This is a genomic window from Leucobacter coleopterorum (assembly GCF_011382985.1).
Classification (GTDB): domain Bacteria; phylum Actinomycetota; class Actinomycetes; order Actinomycetales; family Microbacteriaceae; genus Leucobacter; species Leucobacter coleopterorum.
Window position 1 is genome coordinate 1,129,104 of the sequence record NZ_CP049933.1, and the last position, 18,550, is coordinate 1,147,653.

Consider the following 18,550-nt stretch of genomic DNA (forward strand, 5'->3'; position numbering starts at 1 on the left):
GATACCCCTTAGCGCAACACCACCGTGCGGTTACGGTTGAGAAAGACACGGGACTCGCAGTGCCACTTCACGGCGTCCGCGAGTGCTTTGCATTCTGAGTCGCGCCCGATGGCCACGAGGTCTTCGGGGCTCAGTGCGTGGTCAACGGCCTGCACCTGCTGCGCAATGATCGGACCCTCGTCGAGTTCGTGATTCACGTAATGAGCCGTTGCGCCAACGGTCTTCACGCCACGTTCCCATGCCTGGTGATACGGCTTTGCCCCCTTGAAAGATGGCAGGAAGGAATGATGAATGTTGATCGCGCGCCCGGTGAGCTCTCGCGAGAGATCGTCTGAAAGGATTTGCATGTATCGAGCGAGAACCACCAGGTCAACCTCGAAGCGATCAGCAATTTCAAGCAGCTTTTTCTCGGCCTCGGGTTTGGTGTCTGCGGTGATGGGGATGTGGAAGAACGGGATCCCGTGCCACTCGACCAGCTGGCGGTGATCAGGGTGGTTTGACACGACCGCGACTATCTCGGCTGGAATCTCGCCGACTCGGGTGCGAAATAGGAGGTCGTTGAGGCAGTGCTCAAACTTTGAAACCATCACCAGCACTTGCTGTTTGCTCTGGTTCGAGCGCAGCAACCACTCGGCATCCAGCGTCTTGGCTAGTGCCGTCATGTCGCTGCGGAGGGCGTCTACGGTGCCCTCTGCGGCGTCTGTGAGGCAGAACTTTGCCCGAAAGAAAAAGTGACCGGTGATTTGGTCGTCGAACTGCCTGAGGTCGATGATGTCGCCTCCGTGCGACACCAGGATCCCCGTGATTGAGTGAACAATGCCAGCTTCTTGCGGGCAGCTGAAAGTGAGAACATACTCACTGTCTGAGTTGTGGGGAGACACAAGGCCACCTTTCTTGTGAGCATCAGGATGCCCACTGCAACTCAACCTTGAATCATAGTAGGCAATTGATATATCAGGTTAACTCGATGGTAACTTCGACGGGGAGTTCTCGCAAGCCACCCGGATAACTATTTTGAGTGGACTATCGCACTCGGTGCAGAAGTCTGGTCTCGCGGTTGAGTTGAGCGCTGTGGTGCTGAGTATCGCGGTGCTGCGGCGCTGAGTATTACAGTGCCGAGCGCTACAGTGCCGAGCGCACGGTCGCCTCAAAGTGGCGAACGTGTTCTGCTGCCAGGGCGGCGGCGCGATCCTCATCGCCGTCCAATATGGACTGCATGAGGTCGATGTGTTCGCGAATGTGGTTTGAGATTTCGGGAATGCGATCCCGCACGAGGCACCAAATGCGCGTGGCGAGATCGTCCAGCCGCACGAGCGTCTCGGCGAGATGGTGGTTGTTTGCGGCGCGGTAAATGAGGCGGTGTACTTCGAGGTCGTGCTCAAGAAGACGTCGCAGATTGTCTTTGGGGTGTAAGTTTTGTAGTTCAGTTATGGCGTCGTAAAACTGGGACCTGAGTGGGCCACCACTCTGCCGGGCTGCCTTCCTTGCGGCGAGTGGTTCAAGAGTGACTCGCACCTCGGAGATCATGGCGAGGTCTGTGATGTCGACGTTTGCGGCGTAGGTGCCTCGGCGTGGGTATGAGACAACGAGGTGGTTGTTTTCCAGCCGTTTGAGTGCCTCGCGAATGGGGGTGCGGCCGATCCCGAGTTCTGTTACGAGGGACACTTCGTTGATTGCATCGCCCGGGCAATGTCGAGCATGATGAGGCGATGGCGGAGGGTTTCGTACGCCCTGCTTGCTTTTGACGCCTCGGGTGTGCTGGTGCTGATTGTTGTGTCCATCTGTATCCTCTTGTGTTGGCACAAGCATACAAGTATGATCGTGATATATTAGTTGTCGATTAAAGTTTAGAGTCGAAGGAGATTCTCAATGATGAAGTTAGCGACGTTCGAAAGCACTGCCCCGGTCGCGCTGAACACGCAGCTCGCGCAACTCGACCCACAGATTGCGAGGCACATTGATGCCGAGCTTGCGAGGCAGCGGGAGGGCCTCGAAATGATCGCCTCTGAGAACCACACTTCCTACGCGGTCATGCAGGCGCAGGGTTCCGTTCTCACAAACAAGTATGCGGAGGGGTATCCCGGAAAGCGTTACTACGGCGGGTGCGAGCACGTGGACGAGATCGAGACCATTGCTCGGGATCGGATCAACTCGCTCTTTGGTTCGCAGTATGCAAACGTGCAGCCCCACTCGGGAGCCCAGGCAAACGCCGCGGTGATGCACGCCCTGATTCGTCCCGGTGACACCGTGCTGGGCCTGAACCTTGCGCACGGCGGACACCTTACTCACGGCATGAAGATTAACTTCTCGGGCAGGCTATACAACATTGTTCCCTACGGGGTTGATCCCAAAACCTACCTGGTCGACATGGCTGAGGTAGAGCGGCTTGCACATGAGCATCGCCCCAGCTCATCGTTGCGGGCTGGTCTGCTTACTCGCGGCAACTCGACTTTGAGCGCTTCCGGCGCATCGCGGACGCCGTTGGTGCGTACCTGATGGTCGACATGGCACATTTTGCTGGGCTTGTGGCTGCGGGGCTGCACCCCAGTCCGGTTCCGCATGCTCACGTCACCACATCGACCACACACAAAACCTTGGGTGGTCCTCGCGGTGGCATTATTTTGAGCAACGATGCCGAAATTGCCAAGAAGATTGACTCCGCGGTGTTTCCTGGTCAGCAGGGCGGGCCACTCGAACACGTTATTGCTGGCAAAGCGGTCTCGTTCAAAGTTGCGGCGAGCGAAGAGTTTCAGCAGCGGCAGGAGCGAACGCTCGCGGGCGCACGCGTGTTGGCCGACCGGCTCTCGGGGCTTGACGTCGAAGAGCGAGGCATCGCCGTTTTAACCGGTGGTACCGACGTGCATCTTGTGCTTGTTGATCTGCGCAATTCACCCCTGGATGGACAGGCCGCTGAGGACTTGCTTGCCTCCGTCGGAATCACCGTGAATCGCAACGCTGTTCCGTTTGATCCGAGGCCACCAATGGTGACCTCGGGGCTTCGCATTGGCACCCCGGCACTCGCAACGAGGGGTTTCGGATCCGACGCGTTTGCTGAGGTGGCCGATGTGATCGCCGAGGCTCTGATTGAGGGGACAGAGCCCGGCGGGCCTGATCCTGAGGCGCTTGACCGATTGCGCCTACGGGTGTCTGCGCTCGCAATGGCACACCCGCTGTATCCCAACCTTGAACTGGCAGGTGCGCGCTGATGGCCGACATGTTGCCGGAGCACCCGGACTTTCTGTGGCGTAATCCCGAACCAAAACAGGGCTACGACGCGGTCATCGTTGGTGGTGGTGGACACGGACTCGCGACCGCATATTATCTCGCCAAAAACCACGGCATGACCAATATTGCCGTGCTTGAGCGTGGCTGGCTCGCCGGCGGCAACATGGCACGCAACACCACGATTATTCGCTCGAACTACCTGTGGAACGAGTCAGCCGCCATTTACGAACACTCGCTGAAACTCTGGGAGCAACTGCCCGAAGAGCTCGAATACGACTTCTTGTTCTCGCAGCGTGGAGTGATGAACCTGGCACACACCCTGCAAGACGTGCGCGAGTCACAGCGCCGTGTGAATGCGAACGTGCTAAACGGTGTCGACGCCGAGTGGCTCACACCCGCTGAGGTGAAAGAACTCTGCCCGATTATCAATACGAGCGAGGATCTGCGCTACCCCGTCATGGGGGCCACGTACCAGCCCAGAGCAGGAATCGCGAAGCACGACCATGTCGCCTGGGCGTTCGCGCGCAAGTGTGACGAGATGGGCGTCGACATTATTCAGAACTGTGAGGTGACAGGGTTTGTGAAGTCGGGGGATCAGGTCACCGCGGTCGAAACGACCCGTGGGCTCATAGAGACGCGCCGGGTGGGGCTCGCCGCTGCTGGACACTCGTCAATGCTTGCCAAACTCGCTGGGTTCGCGCTGCCGATCCAATCCCACCCCTGCAGGCGCTTGTTTCGGAGCTGTTTGAGCCCGTTCACCCGACCGTTGTTATGTCAAACCACGTACACGTGTACGTGTCGCAGGCTCACAAAGGGGAGCTCGTGATGGGGGCCGGGCTTGACAGCTACAACGGCTATGGCCAGCGTGGTGGGTTTCACGTTATCGAAGAGCAGTTGGCCGCAGCAGTTGAGCTGTTCCCAATCTTCGCGCGAGCTCACCTGCTGCGAACCTGGGGCGGAATCGTTGACGTGACTCTCGATGCGTCGCCCATCGTATCCACCACCCCCGTTGACGGGGTGTCTGTGAACTGCGGATGGGGCACGGGTGGATTTAAAGGCACTCCCGGTGCCGGGTACACCTTCGCGCACACGATTGCTACTGGAGAAGCCCACCCGCTGAACGCACCATTCTCACTCGACCGATTTGAAACCGGCCATCTGATTGATGAGCACGGTGCTGCGGCCGTGGCCCACTGATACGAGACGTGAAGGAGAAGAACCAATATGTTACTCATCGAGTGTCCAAACTGTGGCCCGCGCGACGAAACTGAGTTCCACTACGGTGGACAGGCTCATGTGCCCTACCCGAGGATCCTCACGCGCTGAATGACCGCGAGTGGGCCGAGTACCTGTTTTATCGCGATAACCCGAAGGGGTTGTTTGCCGAGCGCTGGAACCACAGTGTTGGTTGTCGTAAGTGGTTCAATGCGCTTCGCGACACACTGAGCTACAGGTTTCTCGGCACCTATCCGATGGGTGCGCCGCGCCCCAAGATGCGCGAGGGAGCGACCCAATGAGCGGGCGGCGGCTCACAGCCAATCAGGTGACCGGGGTTGGAATCGATCGCTCTCGTAGCATTTCGTTCACGGTCGATGGACGGGCTTATCAAGGGTTTCAAGGTGACACCATTGCGAGCGCACTGATCGCCTCCGGGCGGATCGATTGCGGGCCGTCGATGTACCTGAATCGCCCGAGGGGCGTGTTTGCCGCTGGAGTAGAAGAGCCCAACGCGCTCGTCAGAGTAAAAAAACGCGCGAGCACAGACGTAAACGAGTCGATGCTGTCGGCCACCACCGTGGAGATTTATGAGGGCCTAGAGTCCGAGTACCTCAGCGGGCTTGGCACGCTCGACCCCGATACCGATCATGCCCGCTATGAATACAAACATGTTCACGTCGACGTGTTAGTTGTTGGTGCTGGCCCAGCCGGGATCGCTGCCGCTCGCGAGGCTGCAAAGGGCGGTGCGAGAACGATCCTGCTTGACGAACGCCCCACAGCAGGCGGATCGCTGCTGGGTGCATCGGGTGAACAGATCGACGGGGCCGCGGCAGAAGAATGGATCACCGCGACGATTCAGCGCCTGAGTAGCGCTGAGGAGTTTGTGTACCTTCCGAGAACCACTGCGTTCGGAAGCTACGACGCGAACTACGTGATTGCCGTTGAAACCTGCGCGGGTGGCTCGAAATTAGCGAAAGCTCCCCGGCAGCGCATCTGGCATGTGCGAGCGGCGCAGGTGATACTCGCCACGGGTGCCCACGAGCGTCCCATTGTGTTCGCAAACAATGATCGCCCTGGGATCATGCTCGCGGGGGCCGTGCGTCAGTACCTCAACCAGTACGCGGTGGCCGTAGGATCGCGTGTTGTTGTGGCAACAACCAATGATGCCGCGTACGCGCTGGTCGATGAGCTGCACGCGGTTGGCATCGAGGTCGCCGCGGTGGTTGATTCGCGGACGCTCCCTGGCATCGCAGCCCAGGAAGTGTTGGAGCGCACGGGAGTCACGGCGTTACTGAGCTCGGCGGTGGTTGATAGTGCAGGTGACGGGCAGGCTGGGAGGATCAGCGCCGTCACGGTGTCGGGCGTTGACGAGTCTGGAGACCTCACCGGAGATGCCAGGGTGATCGAATGTGACACGCTGGCGGTGTCGGGTGGATTCTCCCCGACCGTCCAGTTGCACACGCAGCGACAGGGAAAGGTGCACTGGGACTACGACGTGGCTGGTTTTGTGCCGACGGAGCCCGTTGAGCAGCAGTTGACCGCCGGGGCCTTGAACGGTTCGTACAGTCTGCGCGAAGCGCTCACCCAGGGGCAAACGCAGGTCACTTGGCGGCGCAGAGTTGCGGGTTTACCGCACCCTTGATGGTGCCGGATGCGTCGTTGGTTGACCCAGGAAAGGTGAGCCCGCTGTGGTTGGTTCCAGCGGTGGGAACAGATCCCGAATCCCACGCTGACACCGCCAACTGGCAGCACCACTTTGTGGATTTGCAGCGTGACCAGAGCGCGGCTGACGTGTTTCGTGCGACCGGTGCTGGTCTGCGTGGTGTTGAGCACGTCAAGCGCTACACGTCGATCTCGACCGCGAACGACCAGGGGAAAACGAGCGGCGTGAACGCCATCGGCGTCATTGCCGCGGCACTCGGACAGACCGACCTTTCGGGGCTCGGTAGCACTTCGCACCGTCCGCCGTACACACCCGTCTCATTTGCGGCACTCGCGGGGCGTCGGCGGGGAGAACTCTTTGATCCGGCACGACTGACCTCGATTCACCCGTGGCATGTTGCGCACGGGGCTCGGTTTGAAGATGTTGGTCAGTGGAAACGGCCCTGGTACTACCCGCGTTCAGGTGAGGATCTTGACGCGGCCGTGCTGCGTGAGTGCGCCGCTGTCCGGGAATCGGTCGGTGTAATGGACGCCTCAACCCTCGGCAAAATCGAGATTCGTGGAGCCGACGCGGGAGTCTTTCTCGACCGCATCTACACCAACGGTTTCGCCAAGTTGAAAGTCGGATACGCACGTTACGGACTCATGTGCAAGGCCGACGGCATGATCTTTGATGATGGTGTGACTCTGCGGCTGGCTGATGACCGGTACTTCATGACCACCACAACCGGTGGGGCTGCAGGAGTGCTCGAGTGGCTTGAAGAGTGGCAGCAGACGGAGTGGCCGGAGCTTGATGTCTGCTTCACCTCGGTCACGGAACAGTGGGCCACCGTTGCGGTGGTGGGACCAAAGTCGCGTGAGGTGATCGCGCAGCTCGCGCCCGACGTCGATGTATCGAACGATGCGTTCCCCTTTATGACCTTCCAGGAAACCGTGTTGGCAAACGGGATCCCCGCCAGGCTGTGCCGCATTTCGTTCTCGGGTGAGCTCGCGTTCGAAATCAACGTCGAGGCGTATTACGGGCAGGCTGTTTGGGAGGCGGTAGTTGAAGCAGGCGAGCGTTTTGACATCACCCCTACGGCACCGAGACGATGCACGTGCTTCGTGCTGAAAAGGGATTCATTATTGTCGGACAAGACACCGACGGCACGGTGACGCCACAGGATGCAGGCATGACGTGGGTCGTGTCGAAACTGAAGGATTTCGTTGGCAAACGTTCTTTCAATCGCATAGACAATCAGCGTGTCGACCGGAAGCATCTGGTTGGTGTATTGCCGGTAGACCGAGTAACGCGGTTGCAAGAGGGGCACAACTGGTGAACGCGGGCACGCCTATTACTCCACAAGACGGGCCGGTTTCAATGATTGGCCACGTTACCTCCTCGTATCACTCGGCCGCGCTCGGGCGCACGTTTGGGCTTGCCCTGATTGAGGGCGGACGAGACCGGATCGGCGACACCGTGCAAGCTCCTGTCAACGGCCAGCTTGTTGACGTCGAAATTACCTCCCCAGTGTTGTACGACCCAGAAGGAACCCGTCGCGATGGTTGAAATTGCTTATGATCTGGAAACCCTCCGCGTTTCACCCGCGGCTCACCTGAGCTATGCAATGGGTGTCGCGTCTGCGGAGGCACCTGAAGTTGCTACTGTGCGAGAGGTCCCATTCGCTCTGCAAATGGGTCTGCGATGTTCGCCGGCTGGCACCTCTGCGCAGCAGTTGGAACAGGCTCTGGGAGTCTCTCTCCCAAACCGCGTCGGTTGTGTCACGGGTGACTCAGAGGGGTTGCACGTGATTTGGTTGAGCCCAGACGAGTTCTTAGCGGTTGATACTTCCCGCAGGCAGCGTCCAGGTGACATCGTTGGGTCCGAAAGGTCATTGAGTGGCCTACCGGGTCAAGCTATTGATCTGTCTGCAAATCGAACCATCATTGAACTCGGCGGCTCCCGCTCGCGCGAGGTGCTTGAAAAGGGGTGTCGTGCCGATTTGCACCCGCGTGTGTTTCCGGCCGGCACCGCAATCGCGACGCAGCTCGGACAGGTGCCGCTGATTCTGCACTATGTCGGTGACTCTCGGTACCGCTTGTTCCCGCGGGCTTCGTTTGCGGACTTCACCGTGCGATGGCTCATCGACGCGATGGGTGAGTTTACGGAGCGGGCGGACGAATGACTCTCAGTGTTCTTGACCTGTTTTCTATCGGGGTTGGGCCGTCTTCGTCGCACACGGTTGGGCCGATGCGTGCGGCGGGGAGGTTTCTCAGAGAACTCGGTGAGGTCTGCGGACTTGATCGGGTTGCTCGCGTCGAAACGGGTCTCTTCGGGTCTCTTGGGCCACGGGCATTGGCCACGGTTCGGATGCCGCTGTCATCGTGGGGCTGTCTGGGTATGACCCCGAGTACCTTGACCCTGCCATTGTGCCGGACCTTGTTGCCAGGGCGCGCGATGAGCACACACTGTCGATCGCGGGGGTGCGTGAGATTCCATTTGATTACGCACTCGACCTGACGCTGCACCGCAAGCTCGCCCTGCCGGGGCACCCCAACGGAATGCGTATGTCCGCCTATGACTCCGTCGGAACGCCTCTGCTTGAGCGGGAGTATTACTCCGTTGGCGGCGGTTTTGTCGTTGCAGCCGAAGAGCTAGGTGTCGCCGAGCAGGGGGCGGAGGATCCACTGCCCTTTGCCTCGGGTGACGAGTTACTTGCGCGTTGCGCGCAGGTGGGCGGGGAATCGCGCGTGTGATGATGGTCAATGAGAGCGCCCATCGTTCAGAAAGCGAAGTGCGACAGCAATTGCTGCGCGTCTGGGAGGTGATGCAGGAGTGCGTGAGCAACGGTTGCACGCGCAGTGAACCGCTCTTGCCTGGCAAACTCGGCGTGCAGCGTCGTGCCCCGGACTGATGCGGCGATTGCAGGGTGACGCCTCTCGGGTCTCAGCGATTCGGTCGACGGAGGTGCTCTTGATGCGCTCGAATGGGTGAACCTTTACGCGCTTGCGGTGAATGAAGAAAACGCTTCGGGTGGGCGTGTGGTCACAGCCCCGACAAACGGAGCCGCTGGAATACTGCCGGCGGTGCTGCACTATTACACCCGCTTTGTTCGCGGAGCGAATGAGGATCGAGTCGTCGACTTTTTACTCACTGCCGGGGCGATCGGCATGCTGTTCAAACGAAACGCCTCGATTTCGGGGGCAGAGCTCGGGTGCCAGGCCGAAGTGGGGTCAGCCTGCTCAATGGCGGCCGGGGCGCTCTGCGCGGTGCTTGGGGGCACACCCGAGCAGGTCGAGAACGCGGCGGAGATTGGGTTGGAACACAACCTGGGGCTTACCTGCGACCCCGTCGGGGGACTCGTGCAGGTGCCGTGTATCGAGCGCAACGCGATTGCCTCGGTCAAAGCAATCAATGCGGCAAGGCTCGCGCTCGCCGGTGACGGGTCGCACCGCGTGAGTTTGGATCAGGCCATTGCGACCATGAGGCAGACCGGCATCGACATGAAAACGAAGTACAAGGAGACCTCTCGCGGCGGTCTCGCTGTGAATGTGGTCGAGTGCTGAGATTGGAATCGGCAGAAAGTAATTGACAGGGCCAACAGGTGCTCGTAGTCTAATATATCAGTTTCATTTCAAAATTCCGCTTGAGCTAGTCTTGTCGCCAGCGTCTGGGAGTAGCGGTCGCTCGTCAATGATGACGAGGGAATGAGACTCGCCCCGCCGGTGGACTCCTCTCGGCGGAGAAGGGAAGCCATATGCCTACCTCAAGCCCCGCAGCGCAACCTAACCCAGTTGAGGAATCGCGTGTCACCACCAACACGGGAACCCTGCGCATTACTCAAGCCCGTATTCGGTGGCCGGTGCTCATCGGGTCGGCCACCATGATTATTGCCATCTCTATTTGGGCGATTGTTGCCCCAGAGCAGGCCGGATCCTTTATCGGTGGTGCCGTCAGCTGGGTTTCAGAAACATTTGGCTGGTACTTTGTGCTGCTCGCTGGTGTGGTGGTGGCGTTTGCGCTCTATCTCGCGTTCTCCGCGAACGGGCGCACGAAACTCGGCCCTGATCACTCGAAGCCGCAGTTCAACATGTTTACCTGGGCCTCGATGCTTTTTGCCGCGGGCATCGGTATTGACCTGATGTTTTTCGCGGTGGCTGAACCTATTGCGCAGTATGTTGGCCCACCAAGCGGGGAGGCTGAAACGATCGAAGCCGCACGCCAGGCAATTGTGTGGACGCTGTTTCACTACGGACCTGTTGGCTGGGGTATGTACGCGATTTTGGGAGCGGCATTCGCCTACTTTGCCTATCGGCGAAATCTCCCCCTGAACATCCGCTCGTTGCTCTCACCAATCTTCGGGAGACGGGTTGAAGGGTGGACGGGCCACACCTTCGATATCTTGTCGATCCTTGGCACAATCTTCGGTATTTCGGTCACGCTGGGCATTGGTGTTGTGCAGCTCTCTTACGGCATGCATATTTTGTTTGGCACCCCGACAACGTTGGCATGCAGATCGCACTTATTGTGCTCTCGGTTGTTATGGCGACAATCTCAACGGTATCTGGGGTAGACAAAGGCATCAGGCGGCTGTCTGAACTCAACGTGATTCTTGCCATTGTGCTGCTGGTGTGGATTGTGATCACGGGCGAAACCAGGCGACTGTTTGACGGCATGGTCATGAACATCGGTGATTTTGTGTCGCGCTTTCCAAGCATGGTGATGGACACCTACGCGTGGGATCGGCCCGACGCGTGGATGCAGGGCTGGACCCTGTTCTTCTGGGCATGGTGGGTGGCTTGGGCCCCGTTCGTTGGGCTCTTCCTCGCGCGCATTTCGCGTGGCCGTACCATCCGCCAGTTTGTCACCGGCGTGCTCGTCATCCCGTTTGCGTTTATCGCGGTGTTTATCTCGATCCTCGGTAATTCGGCGCTCGAACTGGTCATCGGCGGTGACAAGGGCTTTGCTGACGTCGCGGTGACCGCCCCGGAACAGGCGTTCTTCTCGTTGATGCAGCAGTACCCTCTCGCGCCGGCGGTGGTTGCTCTTGCGCTTGTGACCGGACTGCTGTTTTATGTCACCTCGGCAGACTCCGGCGCGTTTGTGCTGGCCACACTCTCTTCACAGATCGAAGATCCGCGGCAAGACGCCTCAAAGGGATTGCGTATTTTCTGGTCCTTTACGACCGGGTTGTTGACGCTCGCGATGCTATTGGTGGGAGGGTCTCCACGCTGCAACAGGCCACGGTTGTGCTTGGTTTGCCCGTGTCCGTGTTGATCTTCTTGGTTATGATCTCGCTGTTCCGAGCATTGCGCACCGAGACCCAACACCAAGAGGGCTACGCTATGACCATGCCACTGCGTCTCGGGCACTCCGAAACAAGCTGGCGTCGCAGGCTGCGGCGATCCACCACCTACCCAACAGATCGAGAAGTAGCAACGTATGTTGACGCGATCGTCAAACCTGCGCTCGCTGAGGTGGTTTCTGAGCTGCGCAGCAGCGGAGTCAAGTGTGCGCTTGAAATCACTGAATCACCCGTCGCAGGTCTTGGCTCCCTGCTGCTCACCGCACGCTTCGACCAACAAAAAGCCTTTACCTATCAGGTCTATCCGGTCTCGCACGAGCGGCCGAAGTATGCACTGGGTGACCACGATCCTGGGTCTTACTATTACCGCCTTGAGGTCTTCACCGCATCCGGATCACACGGCTACGACGTGTGGGGTACAGCTCCGAACGGATTATCGGAGATGTACTGGGTCACTTTGAATCGCACGTTGAATACCTGCGTATCGCGGAGGCGGGGACCGGTGCGAGTAACGATGTACACGATCCAGTGATTACTGACTGGCAGGACGATTTTGGGCGACCCGAGGAACTTGAAAGCGTGGTGGCGTCTCCGGTTGGAATCGAGACCCCTCGGGATCAACAGGACCACCCTGATCCACCTCAACTTTCGAATCTGGCGGATCAAGTGGATCCACAACACCTCACAAAGGAGCGAACTGAATGAGCGCAACACTCTACATCGGCGGCAGGTGGACGGCTGCACAAAGCGGCGGAACTCGAGACATCCTCTGCCCGGCAAACGGCGAGTTTGTTGGCACCGTGGCTGCCGCCACGGAAGCAGACACGATTGCGGCGATTGAGGCCGCCAAGGCTTCCTGGGATTCGCGCGAGTGGGCGCTCACCCCGGCAGCTGAGCGGGGTGACTTTTTGTTGCGGATCGCGGCGCTGTTGCGTGAACGGCAGGAAGAATTTGCGCGCGCCGAGTCGCTTGACACGGGAAAACGCCTGGTGGAATCTCGCCTTGATATGAGCGATGTCGCGGCCTGTTTTGACTACTACGGCAAGCTCGCGGCGCAGGACGCGGGGCGTGTGGTCGACGCCGGTGATGCCAACGTTGTGAGTCGTATCGAGCATGAACCCGTGGGGGTCTGCGCGCTGATCACCCCGTGGAACTATCCGCTGCTGCAGGCTGCCTGGAAGATCGCTCCGGCGCTCGCCACGGGCAACAGCTTCGTGCTGAAACCGGCCGAGTTGACGCCGCACACGTCTATCCTGCTGTTCCGCCTCTTCGATGAGCTGGGGTTGCCCGCGGGAGTCGCCAACCTCGTGCTCGGTACGGGGTCAGTGTGTGGCAACCCGCTTTCCACCCACAAGGACGTTGATATGGTCTCGTTCACGGGTGGCCTGCCGACAGGCCGTCTGCTCGGCCGTAACGCGGCCGACACGGTCAAGAAGATTGCACTTGAACTCGGCGGCAAGAACCCCAACGTTATTTTTGCCGACGCCGACTTCGATGCGGCGCTCGACAACGCGCTCAACGCGGCATTTGTGCACTCGGGGCAGGTGTGTTCGGCGGGGGCGCGTCTGGTGGTCGAGGAGTCGATCGCCGAGCGCTTCGTTGATGAACTGGTGCGTCGGGCCGAGGGGATCCGCCTCGGTGGTCCGTTCGACGAGGCCGCGGAGACGGGGCCGCTGATCTCGGCGGCGCATCGCGATAGCGTCGACGCGTATGTGCAGGCTGGTATCGCCGAGGGAGCGCGCCTGCGCTGCGGTGGTAAGCGCGGCGAGGGGGCACTCGAATCGGGCTTCTACTACTTGCCAACCGTGCTCGACCGCGTGCAACGCGGCATGTCCGTCGTGCGCGACGAAGCCTTCGGGCCGGTCGTGACCGTTGAGACCTTCACGACCGAAGACGAGGCCGTCGAAATCGCAAACGACACGATCTACGGTCTGGCTGGCGCCGTGTGGAGCCAAGATGCGGGCAGGGTGCAGCGGATCGCACGCAGGTTGCGGCACGGCACCGTGTGGATCAATGACTTTCACCCCTACCTGCCACAGGCGGAGTGGGGTGGTTTTGGCCAGTCTGGTTTTGGTCGGGAGCTCGGCCCAACAGGCTTCGCTGAGTACCGCGAGCCAAAACATATCTACCAGAACCTCACCCCCGCGGTGACCGACTGGTTCCCGAAACACTGAGTTGCCTGCGCGCAAACCTCAAAGGAGAGAATAAACATGGAGACAACACACACCTTCGATTATGTTGTGGTGGGCGGCGGATCAGCCGGCGCGGTCGTTGCTGCTCGCTTGAGCGAAGATCCCAGCGTCACGGTGGGGCTGCTCGAAGCCGGTCCGAGCGACACCGATGAAACCGTTGTGTTGCAACTCGACCGCTGGATGGAGCTGCTTGAGTCTGGCTTCGACTGGGACTACCCGATCGAACCGCAAGAGAACGGCAACTCGTTCATGCGGCAGGCCCGTGCCAAGGTGCTGGGCGGCTGCTCATCGCATAATTCCTGCATTGCGTTCTGGACACCAAAAGAAGACCTCGACGAGTGGGCCGAGAAGTTTGGCGCCGAGGGTTGGGAGTCGGCCCGCACCTTCCCACTGCTGAAGAAACTAGAGAACAACGAGGACCCGGGCGAGCACCACGGCCACGACGGGCCAGTCGCTCTGATGAATGTGCCGCCACGCGACGCGTGCGGTGTTGCGCTATTGGAAGCGTGCGAGCAAGCGGGCATACCGCGAACGCAGTTCAATACGGGCAAAACCGTGGTAAACGGGGCGAACTTCTTCCAGATTAACCGCCAGGCCGACGGCACCCGCGCTTCGTCCTCAGTGTCGTATTTGCACCCGATCCTCGACCGCAAGAACCTCACGATTCTCACCGGACACCACGTCAAAAAGCTTGAGTTCGATGAGGCCCGCAAGTGCGTTGGTGTTGAGGTCGTGGCGAACGCGTTCGGGCGCGCGACCCGCATTGCCGTGTCCCGCGAGGTCATCGTGTCGGCCGGGGCGATCAACACACCCCAACTCTTGATGCTCTCAGGCATTGGGCCGCGCGAGCACCTGGAAGACGTGGGCATCGAGGTACTGGTTGATGCACCAGGTGTTGGATCGCACATGCAGGATCACCCCGAGGCCGTGATTCAGTGGGAGTCGAAGCAGAAGATGACCCGGGAGTCTCCTCAGTGGTGGGAAATCGGCATCTTTGCGGCGACCGAGGAGGGGCTGGATCGCCCGGACCTCATGATGCACTACGGGTCTGTGCCGTTTGACATGCACACCTATCGGGCGGGTTACCCGACGTCAGACGAGATGATCTGCCTCACCCCAAACGTGACGCACGCGAAATCCCTGGGCACGGTGCGGCTGCGCTCGATTGACTACCGTGACAAGCCCCGGGTGGATCCGCGCTACTTTACCGACCCAGAGGGACACGACATGCGCGTGATGGTGGCGGGCCTGCGCAAGGCTCGCGAGATCATGGCGCAGCCTGCGATGGCCGAGTGGGCCGGTGTCGAGCTCGCTCCAGGCATCGATGCGCAGACTGATGAAGAGTTGGCTGCGTACGTGAAGCGTACCCACAACACGGTGTATCACCCGGTGGGTTCGGTGCGCATGGGCCCTGTTGGTGACGCGAGCGCTCCGCTCGATCCCCAGTTGCGGGTGAAGGGTGTGCAGGGTTTGCGCGTCGCTGATGCGTCAGCAATGCCCGAGATCGTGACGGTCAACCCGAACATTACCGTCTACATGATGGGAGAGAAGTGCGCTGAGCTGATCCGCTCGGGGAGTAGCCAGCCTGCGATACACGCGGAGTGCTCACCACTCGGCGCATTCGACGCCCTCATACTCGTGAATGGCGCTGTCTTTGCTCACCACGGTGAGGCCATACATCTGAGCCTGAGCGACGAGAAGCCTGTCGAACGGGTCTCGATGTTTCCAACTCAGTGTTCCGGCAAGTAGCATGTCGGACCCGGTCATTGGTAGCTCGGTCGCCACCATCAGCTCTAGTAGCTCACCCCACCGAGCCAGCACCGCCTCGGCTTGTGGAAGCCTGCCCGATCGCGACTTCTGTGCCAACTCGTAGACGCTCACCGGGGAGACGAACAATTGCTCGGCTTCGGTGAGTTTCGCGCGAACCGTCGAGGGAATCCGATCTGGAGAAATTGCCAACCACAACACCACGTGGGTGTCGAGCAAGAATCGTTTCACCGTAGAGCCTCGCCCAGGGGGTCTCCTGGGTGCCCCTGTTCCCAGGCCGCCAACTCGGCACTGTCCACCCCGCTCAACACGAGTGCGTCGTCTGCGGCAGGGATTCCTGGCAGAAGGGGCTTGTCGAAACGCCTTGCCACCGGCTCGATCGCTTGCAGTCGGGCAATGCCCTTCCCAGCCCGTGCAATGACAACGTCTTCACCGCGCTCAACCAAGCGCAGTAGCTCAGATAGCCGTGTTTTGGCTTCTTGTACGTTCAGCATCGCGGTCATGAGTGTAATTTATCACAGTCTGGTCAAGTTGACCAGACCAACCAAAAATAGTTCCCCCGCGCTAATGATGGTGTGAGTTTGCCGCTTCGCCGCGGGCGAACTGGCAAACTCACACCACCAGATTGAGGAACGTTTCGATGCGGCTCAATACGCGGCCGGGTGGCTCGGCCTGGTCGTTGCTCTACCCCCGCAGCTTTGTCATGCCGGGGTCAACGAGGGGCTCTTCAGACACGGTCGCTGCGATCCGCTTGCCAAAGTACTCGATGTCTACCTTGGCGCCGACCGCGACATTGGCGGGCAGCCAAGCGTAGGCGATGGGACGACCGACCGTATAACCGTAGGCTGCGCTGGTAACGTAACCAGCAATCTCGTAGCCAATATGCACAGGTTCTTTGCCGAGAACAACCGTGGAACCATCGTCGATGGTGAGGCAGCGCAGTGCGGTGGTGGCGGCTTCGCCGCGATCCTGAACCGCCTCGCTGCCCACAAAGTCGCTCTTCGTTTGTTTGACAGCAAAACCCAGCCCGGCCTGAACGGGTTCATGCTCCGTGGTCACATCGGTGCCCCACGAGCGGTACCCTTTCTCAAGACGAAGTGAGTTGAACGCGGCGCGTCCTGCGGCAATGATGCCGTGCTCCTGGCCCGCCTGCCACAGCACCTCCCATAGTCGATGCCCGGCATCCGCGGAAGCGTAGATCTCCCAGCCCAGTTCACCGACGTACGAGAGCCGCATGACGGTGACCGGAATGCCGCCGATCGAAGCCTTCTTCGCCCGGAAGTACTTCAAACCGTCATTGGTGAAATCGTCCTGAGACACTGCAGAAATGACCTCGCGCGCCAGTGGACCCCACAGACCGATACAGCAGGTGCCCTCCGTGATGTCGCGAACGTGCACCCACTGAGAAGGATCCGCTGTGCTCTGGGCGCGTGCCTCGCGCTCAATATAGGCGTGATCTATGCCGCTGTTGATGCCCGCTTGGTACGTGGTTTCATCGAGCCTGGCCACGGTAATGTCGCTTGCGACACCGCCCGCTTCGTCTAACAGCAGCGTGTAGGTGACGGCTCCGGGAGCGCGCAGCATTTCGCCCGTGGTGAGGCGCTGGAGAAGTGTGCCCGCACCCGGGCCCGAGAGCTCGAGACGCTTGAGCGGAGTCATATCGTACATCGCGACCGCGGTGCGAGTTCTCCAGGCCTCAACGGCCGCGATGGGGGAGTGAAACTGCGAGGCCCAGGCTTCGCGATCGGGTGCCTGCCACTCCTGTGGCAACTCTGAGAGCAGCGCGGCGTTCGCCTCGTACCAGTGGGGTCGTTCCCAAGCGGCCCCCTCAAGACACACGGCGCCGAGCGCCTGCTGCTGCTTATGGAAGGGGCTGAGACGCACATCGCGTGGTGCCAAACGGGGCGAAGCGGGTGCAAAATATCGTAAATCTCGATGTAGTTTTGTCGCGAGGTCTGTTCGACGTATTCGGGTGTGGTTTGCACCTTCTCGAAGCGGTTAGGATCACACACGCTGAGGTCGGTCTCCGAGTATCCCTGCGTGAGCACTTCTGCCAGTGCGCGGGCCACACCCACCCCGTGCGTCACCCACACGGCCTCCGCCATAAAGAAGCCGTTAAGATGGCGCGACTCGCCAACGAGTGATCCGCCGTCCGGCGTGAATGAGAAGATGCCGTTGAAGCCGCCAGCGATCTCGGTGTCTCGCAGCTCAGGCATTAGCACACGCGATGCTTCCCACTCAGGCACAAAATCCTCTGGCGTAAACGGCAAGCTTGAGGGCATGCGGTCGTGAGTAATCTCGTCGGGCGTATACCGAGGCAGCGTATCGAGGTCAACCGGAATCGGATCGTGTGCGTACGATCCAATGCCGATCTGATCGCCCCACTCGCGAAAGTAGAGGCTGCGATCCTGATGCCGAATCACCGGCAAACTTGCGCCGCTCGGGCCGGCGTTTTTACCGCGAAGGCTGGCGAGCGGCGTTGTTTTCACGTACTGGTGAGCGAGCGGAAGCAGCGGGATCGGCACACCCGCCATTTTTGCGATGGTCGGTCCCCAGAACCCAGCGCACGAGACAACGATGTCTGCCGGGAAGCGCTCTTCGCCAGCGAGCACGGCGGTAACACGACCGCCCTGCTGTTCGATGCCGGTGACCGTGGTACGGTCGCGGTACTCGACACCCTGCGCGCGGGTGCGCTCGACGAGAATGTGGTTGGCATCCACCGCGAGTGCAAGACCGTCAGTGGGGGTGAGGAGCCCACCAAGCACCACGTCTGGGTCGAGCAGTGGGTGTCTGCGCACACACTCAGTGGAGTCGATGATGTGAGCCTCGATGCCCCAGGAGCGGTTCCAGCCCGCACGGCGCTGTAGGTCGTGCAGACGCTCGGGTGTTGTCGCCACCTCGATACCGGTGACGGCGTTGAAGCACGAGCGGCCGTCAGGTAAGGTGAGCGAACTCAGCTTCTGGATCGTCGCTTGTGCGAACTCCGCCATCGTTTTTGAGGGGTTTGTGGAATAAACGACGCCTGGTGCGTGCGAGGTGGATCCACCGGGAAGCCCCAGCGGTCCTTGATCGATGACGAGAACGTTGGTGTGGCCGCGCTGAGCAAGCTCGTCTGCGAGGTTCACACCGACAATGCCAGCACCGATGATGACGATGCGTGGCGTTGCGGTCGATGACATGGGGGCTCCCTTGATGTTAGGA

At 60.1% G+C, this 18,550-nt stretch carries 6 protein-coding genes and 9 pseudogenes; 10 read left to right on the forward strand and 5 right to left on the reverse strand.

The genetic code is table 11. The features are described from left to right. Positions 1-8: 8 nt before the first annotated feature. A complete protein-coding gene (purU, locus tag G7066_RS05270) occupies positions 9-881 on the reverse strand; it encodes a formyltetrahydrofolate deformylase (protein WP_166329588.1) in 873 nt (290 codons plus the stop codon). Positions 882-1,122: 241 nt separating this feature from the next. Further along, positions 1,123-1,781, reverse strand: a pseudogene (locus tag G7066_RS05275) (GntR family transcriptional regulator). 91 nt (positions 1,782-1,872) lie between these two features. On the opposite strand from G7066_RS05275, the pseudogene glyA reads away from it, so the two are divergent. The 10 genes and pseudogenes from glyA to G7066_RS05320 form a co-directional block, all read left to right on the forward strand. Further along, positions 1,873-3,206, forward strand: a pseudogene (glyA, locus tag G7066_RS05280) (serine hydroxymethyltransferase). Next, positions 3,206-4,422, forward strand: a pseudogene (locus tag G7066_RS17395) (sarcosine oxidase subunit beta family protein). The pseudogenes glyA and G7066_RS17395 overlap by 1 nt, the downstream one beginning before the upstream one ends. A gap of 27 nt (positions 4,423-4,449) precedes the next feature. Continuing rightward, positions 4,450-4,742, forward strand: a pseudogene (locus tag G7066_RS05290) (sarcosine oxidase subunit delta). After that, a pseudogene (locus G7066_RS05295) lies at positions 4,739-7,654 on the forward strand (2Fe-2S iron-sulfur cluster-binding protein). The pseudogenes G7066_RS05290 and G7066_RS05295 overlap by 4 nt, the downstream one beginning before the upstream one ends. Beyond that, a complete protein-coding gene (locus G7066_RS05300; RefSeq protein WP_166329590.1) occupies positions 7,647-8,270 on the forward strand; it encodes a sarcosine oxidase subunit gamma in 624 nt (207 codons plus the stop codon). Before G7066_RS05295 ends, G7066_RS05300 begins: the two are co-directional and overlap by 8 nt. Then, positions 8,267-9,651 (forward strand): annotated as a pseudogene (locus G7066_RS05305) (L-serine ammonia-lyase). Before G7066_RS05300 ends, G7066_RS05305 begins: the two are co-directional and overlap by 4 nt. Before the next feature lie 317 nt (positions 9,652-9,968). Beyond that, a pseudogene (locus tag G7066_RS15800) lies at positions 9,969-11,362 on the forward strand (BCCT family transporter). A gap of 74 nt (positions 11,363-11,436) precedes the next feature. Further along, the gene (locus G7066_RS15805) at positions 11,437-11,922 is read left to right on the forward strand and encodes a hypothetical protein (protein WP_244303305.1); all 486 of its coding nucleotides are present in this window, start codon (positions 11,437-11,439) and stop codon (positions 11,920-11,922) included. Between the two features lie 169 nt (positions 11,923-12,091). Then, positions 12,092-13,564, forward strand: a complete 1,473-nt coding sequence (locus tag G7066_RS05315) for an aldehyde dehydrogenase family protein (protein WP_166329592.1) — start codon at positions 12,092-12,094, stop codon at positions 13,562-13,564. Between the two features lie 36 nt (positions 13,565-13,600). Beyond that, positions 13,601-15,157 (forward strand): annotated as a pseudogene (locus G7066_RS05320) (GMC family oxidoreductase); the annotation flags it as partial. A 30-nt stretch (positions 15,158-15,187) separates the two neighbouring features. On the opposite strand, the gene G7066_RS17795 reads toward G7066_RS05320, so the two are convergent. From G7066_RS17795 to G7066_RS05330, 3 genes and pseudogenes are all read right to left on the reverse strand, one after another. Beyond that, complete coding sequence (locus G7066_RS17795; protein WP_425280754.1) at positions 15,188-15,580, reverse strand: type II toxin-antitoxin system VapC family toxin; 393 nt, start codon at positions 15,578-15,580, stop codon at positions 15,188-15,190. Next, entirely contained in the window at positions 15,577-15,852 is a 276-nt protein-coding gene (locus G7066_RS05325) for a type II toxin-antitoxin system Phd/YefM family antitoxin (protein ID WP_166329596.1), read from the reverse strand. The genes G7066_RS17795 and G7066_RS05325 overlap by 4 nt, the downstream gene beginning before the upstream one ends. A 181-nt stretch (positions 15,853-16,033) precedes the next feature. Next, positions 16,034-18,528: pseudogene (locus G7066_RS05330) on the reverse strand (GcvT family protein). Between the last annotated feature and the right edge of the window lie 22 nt (positions 18,529-18,550).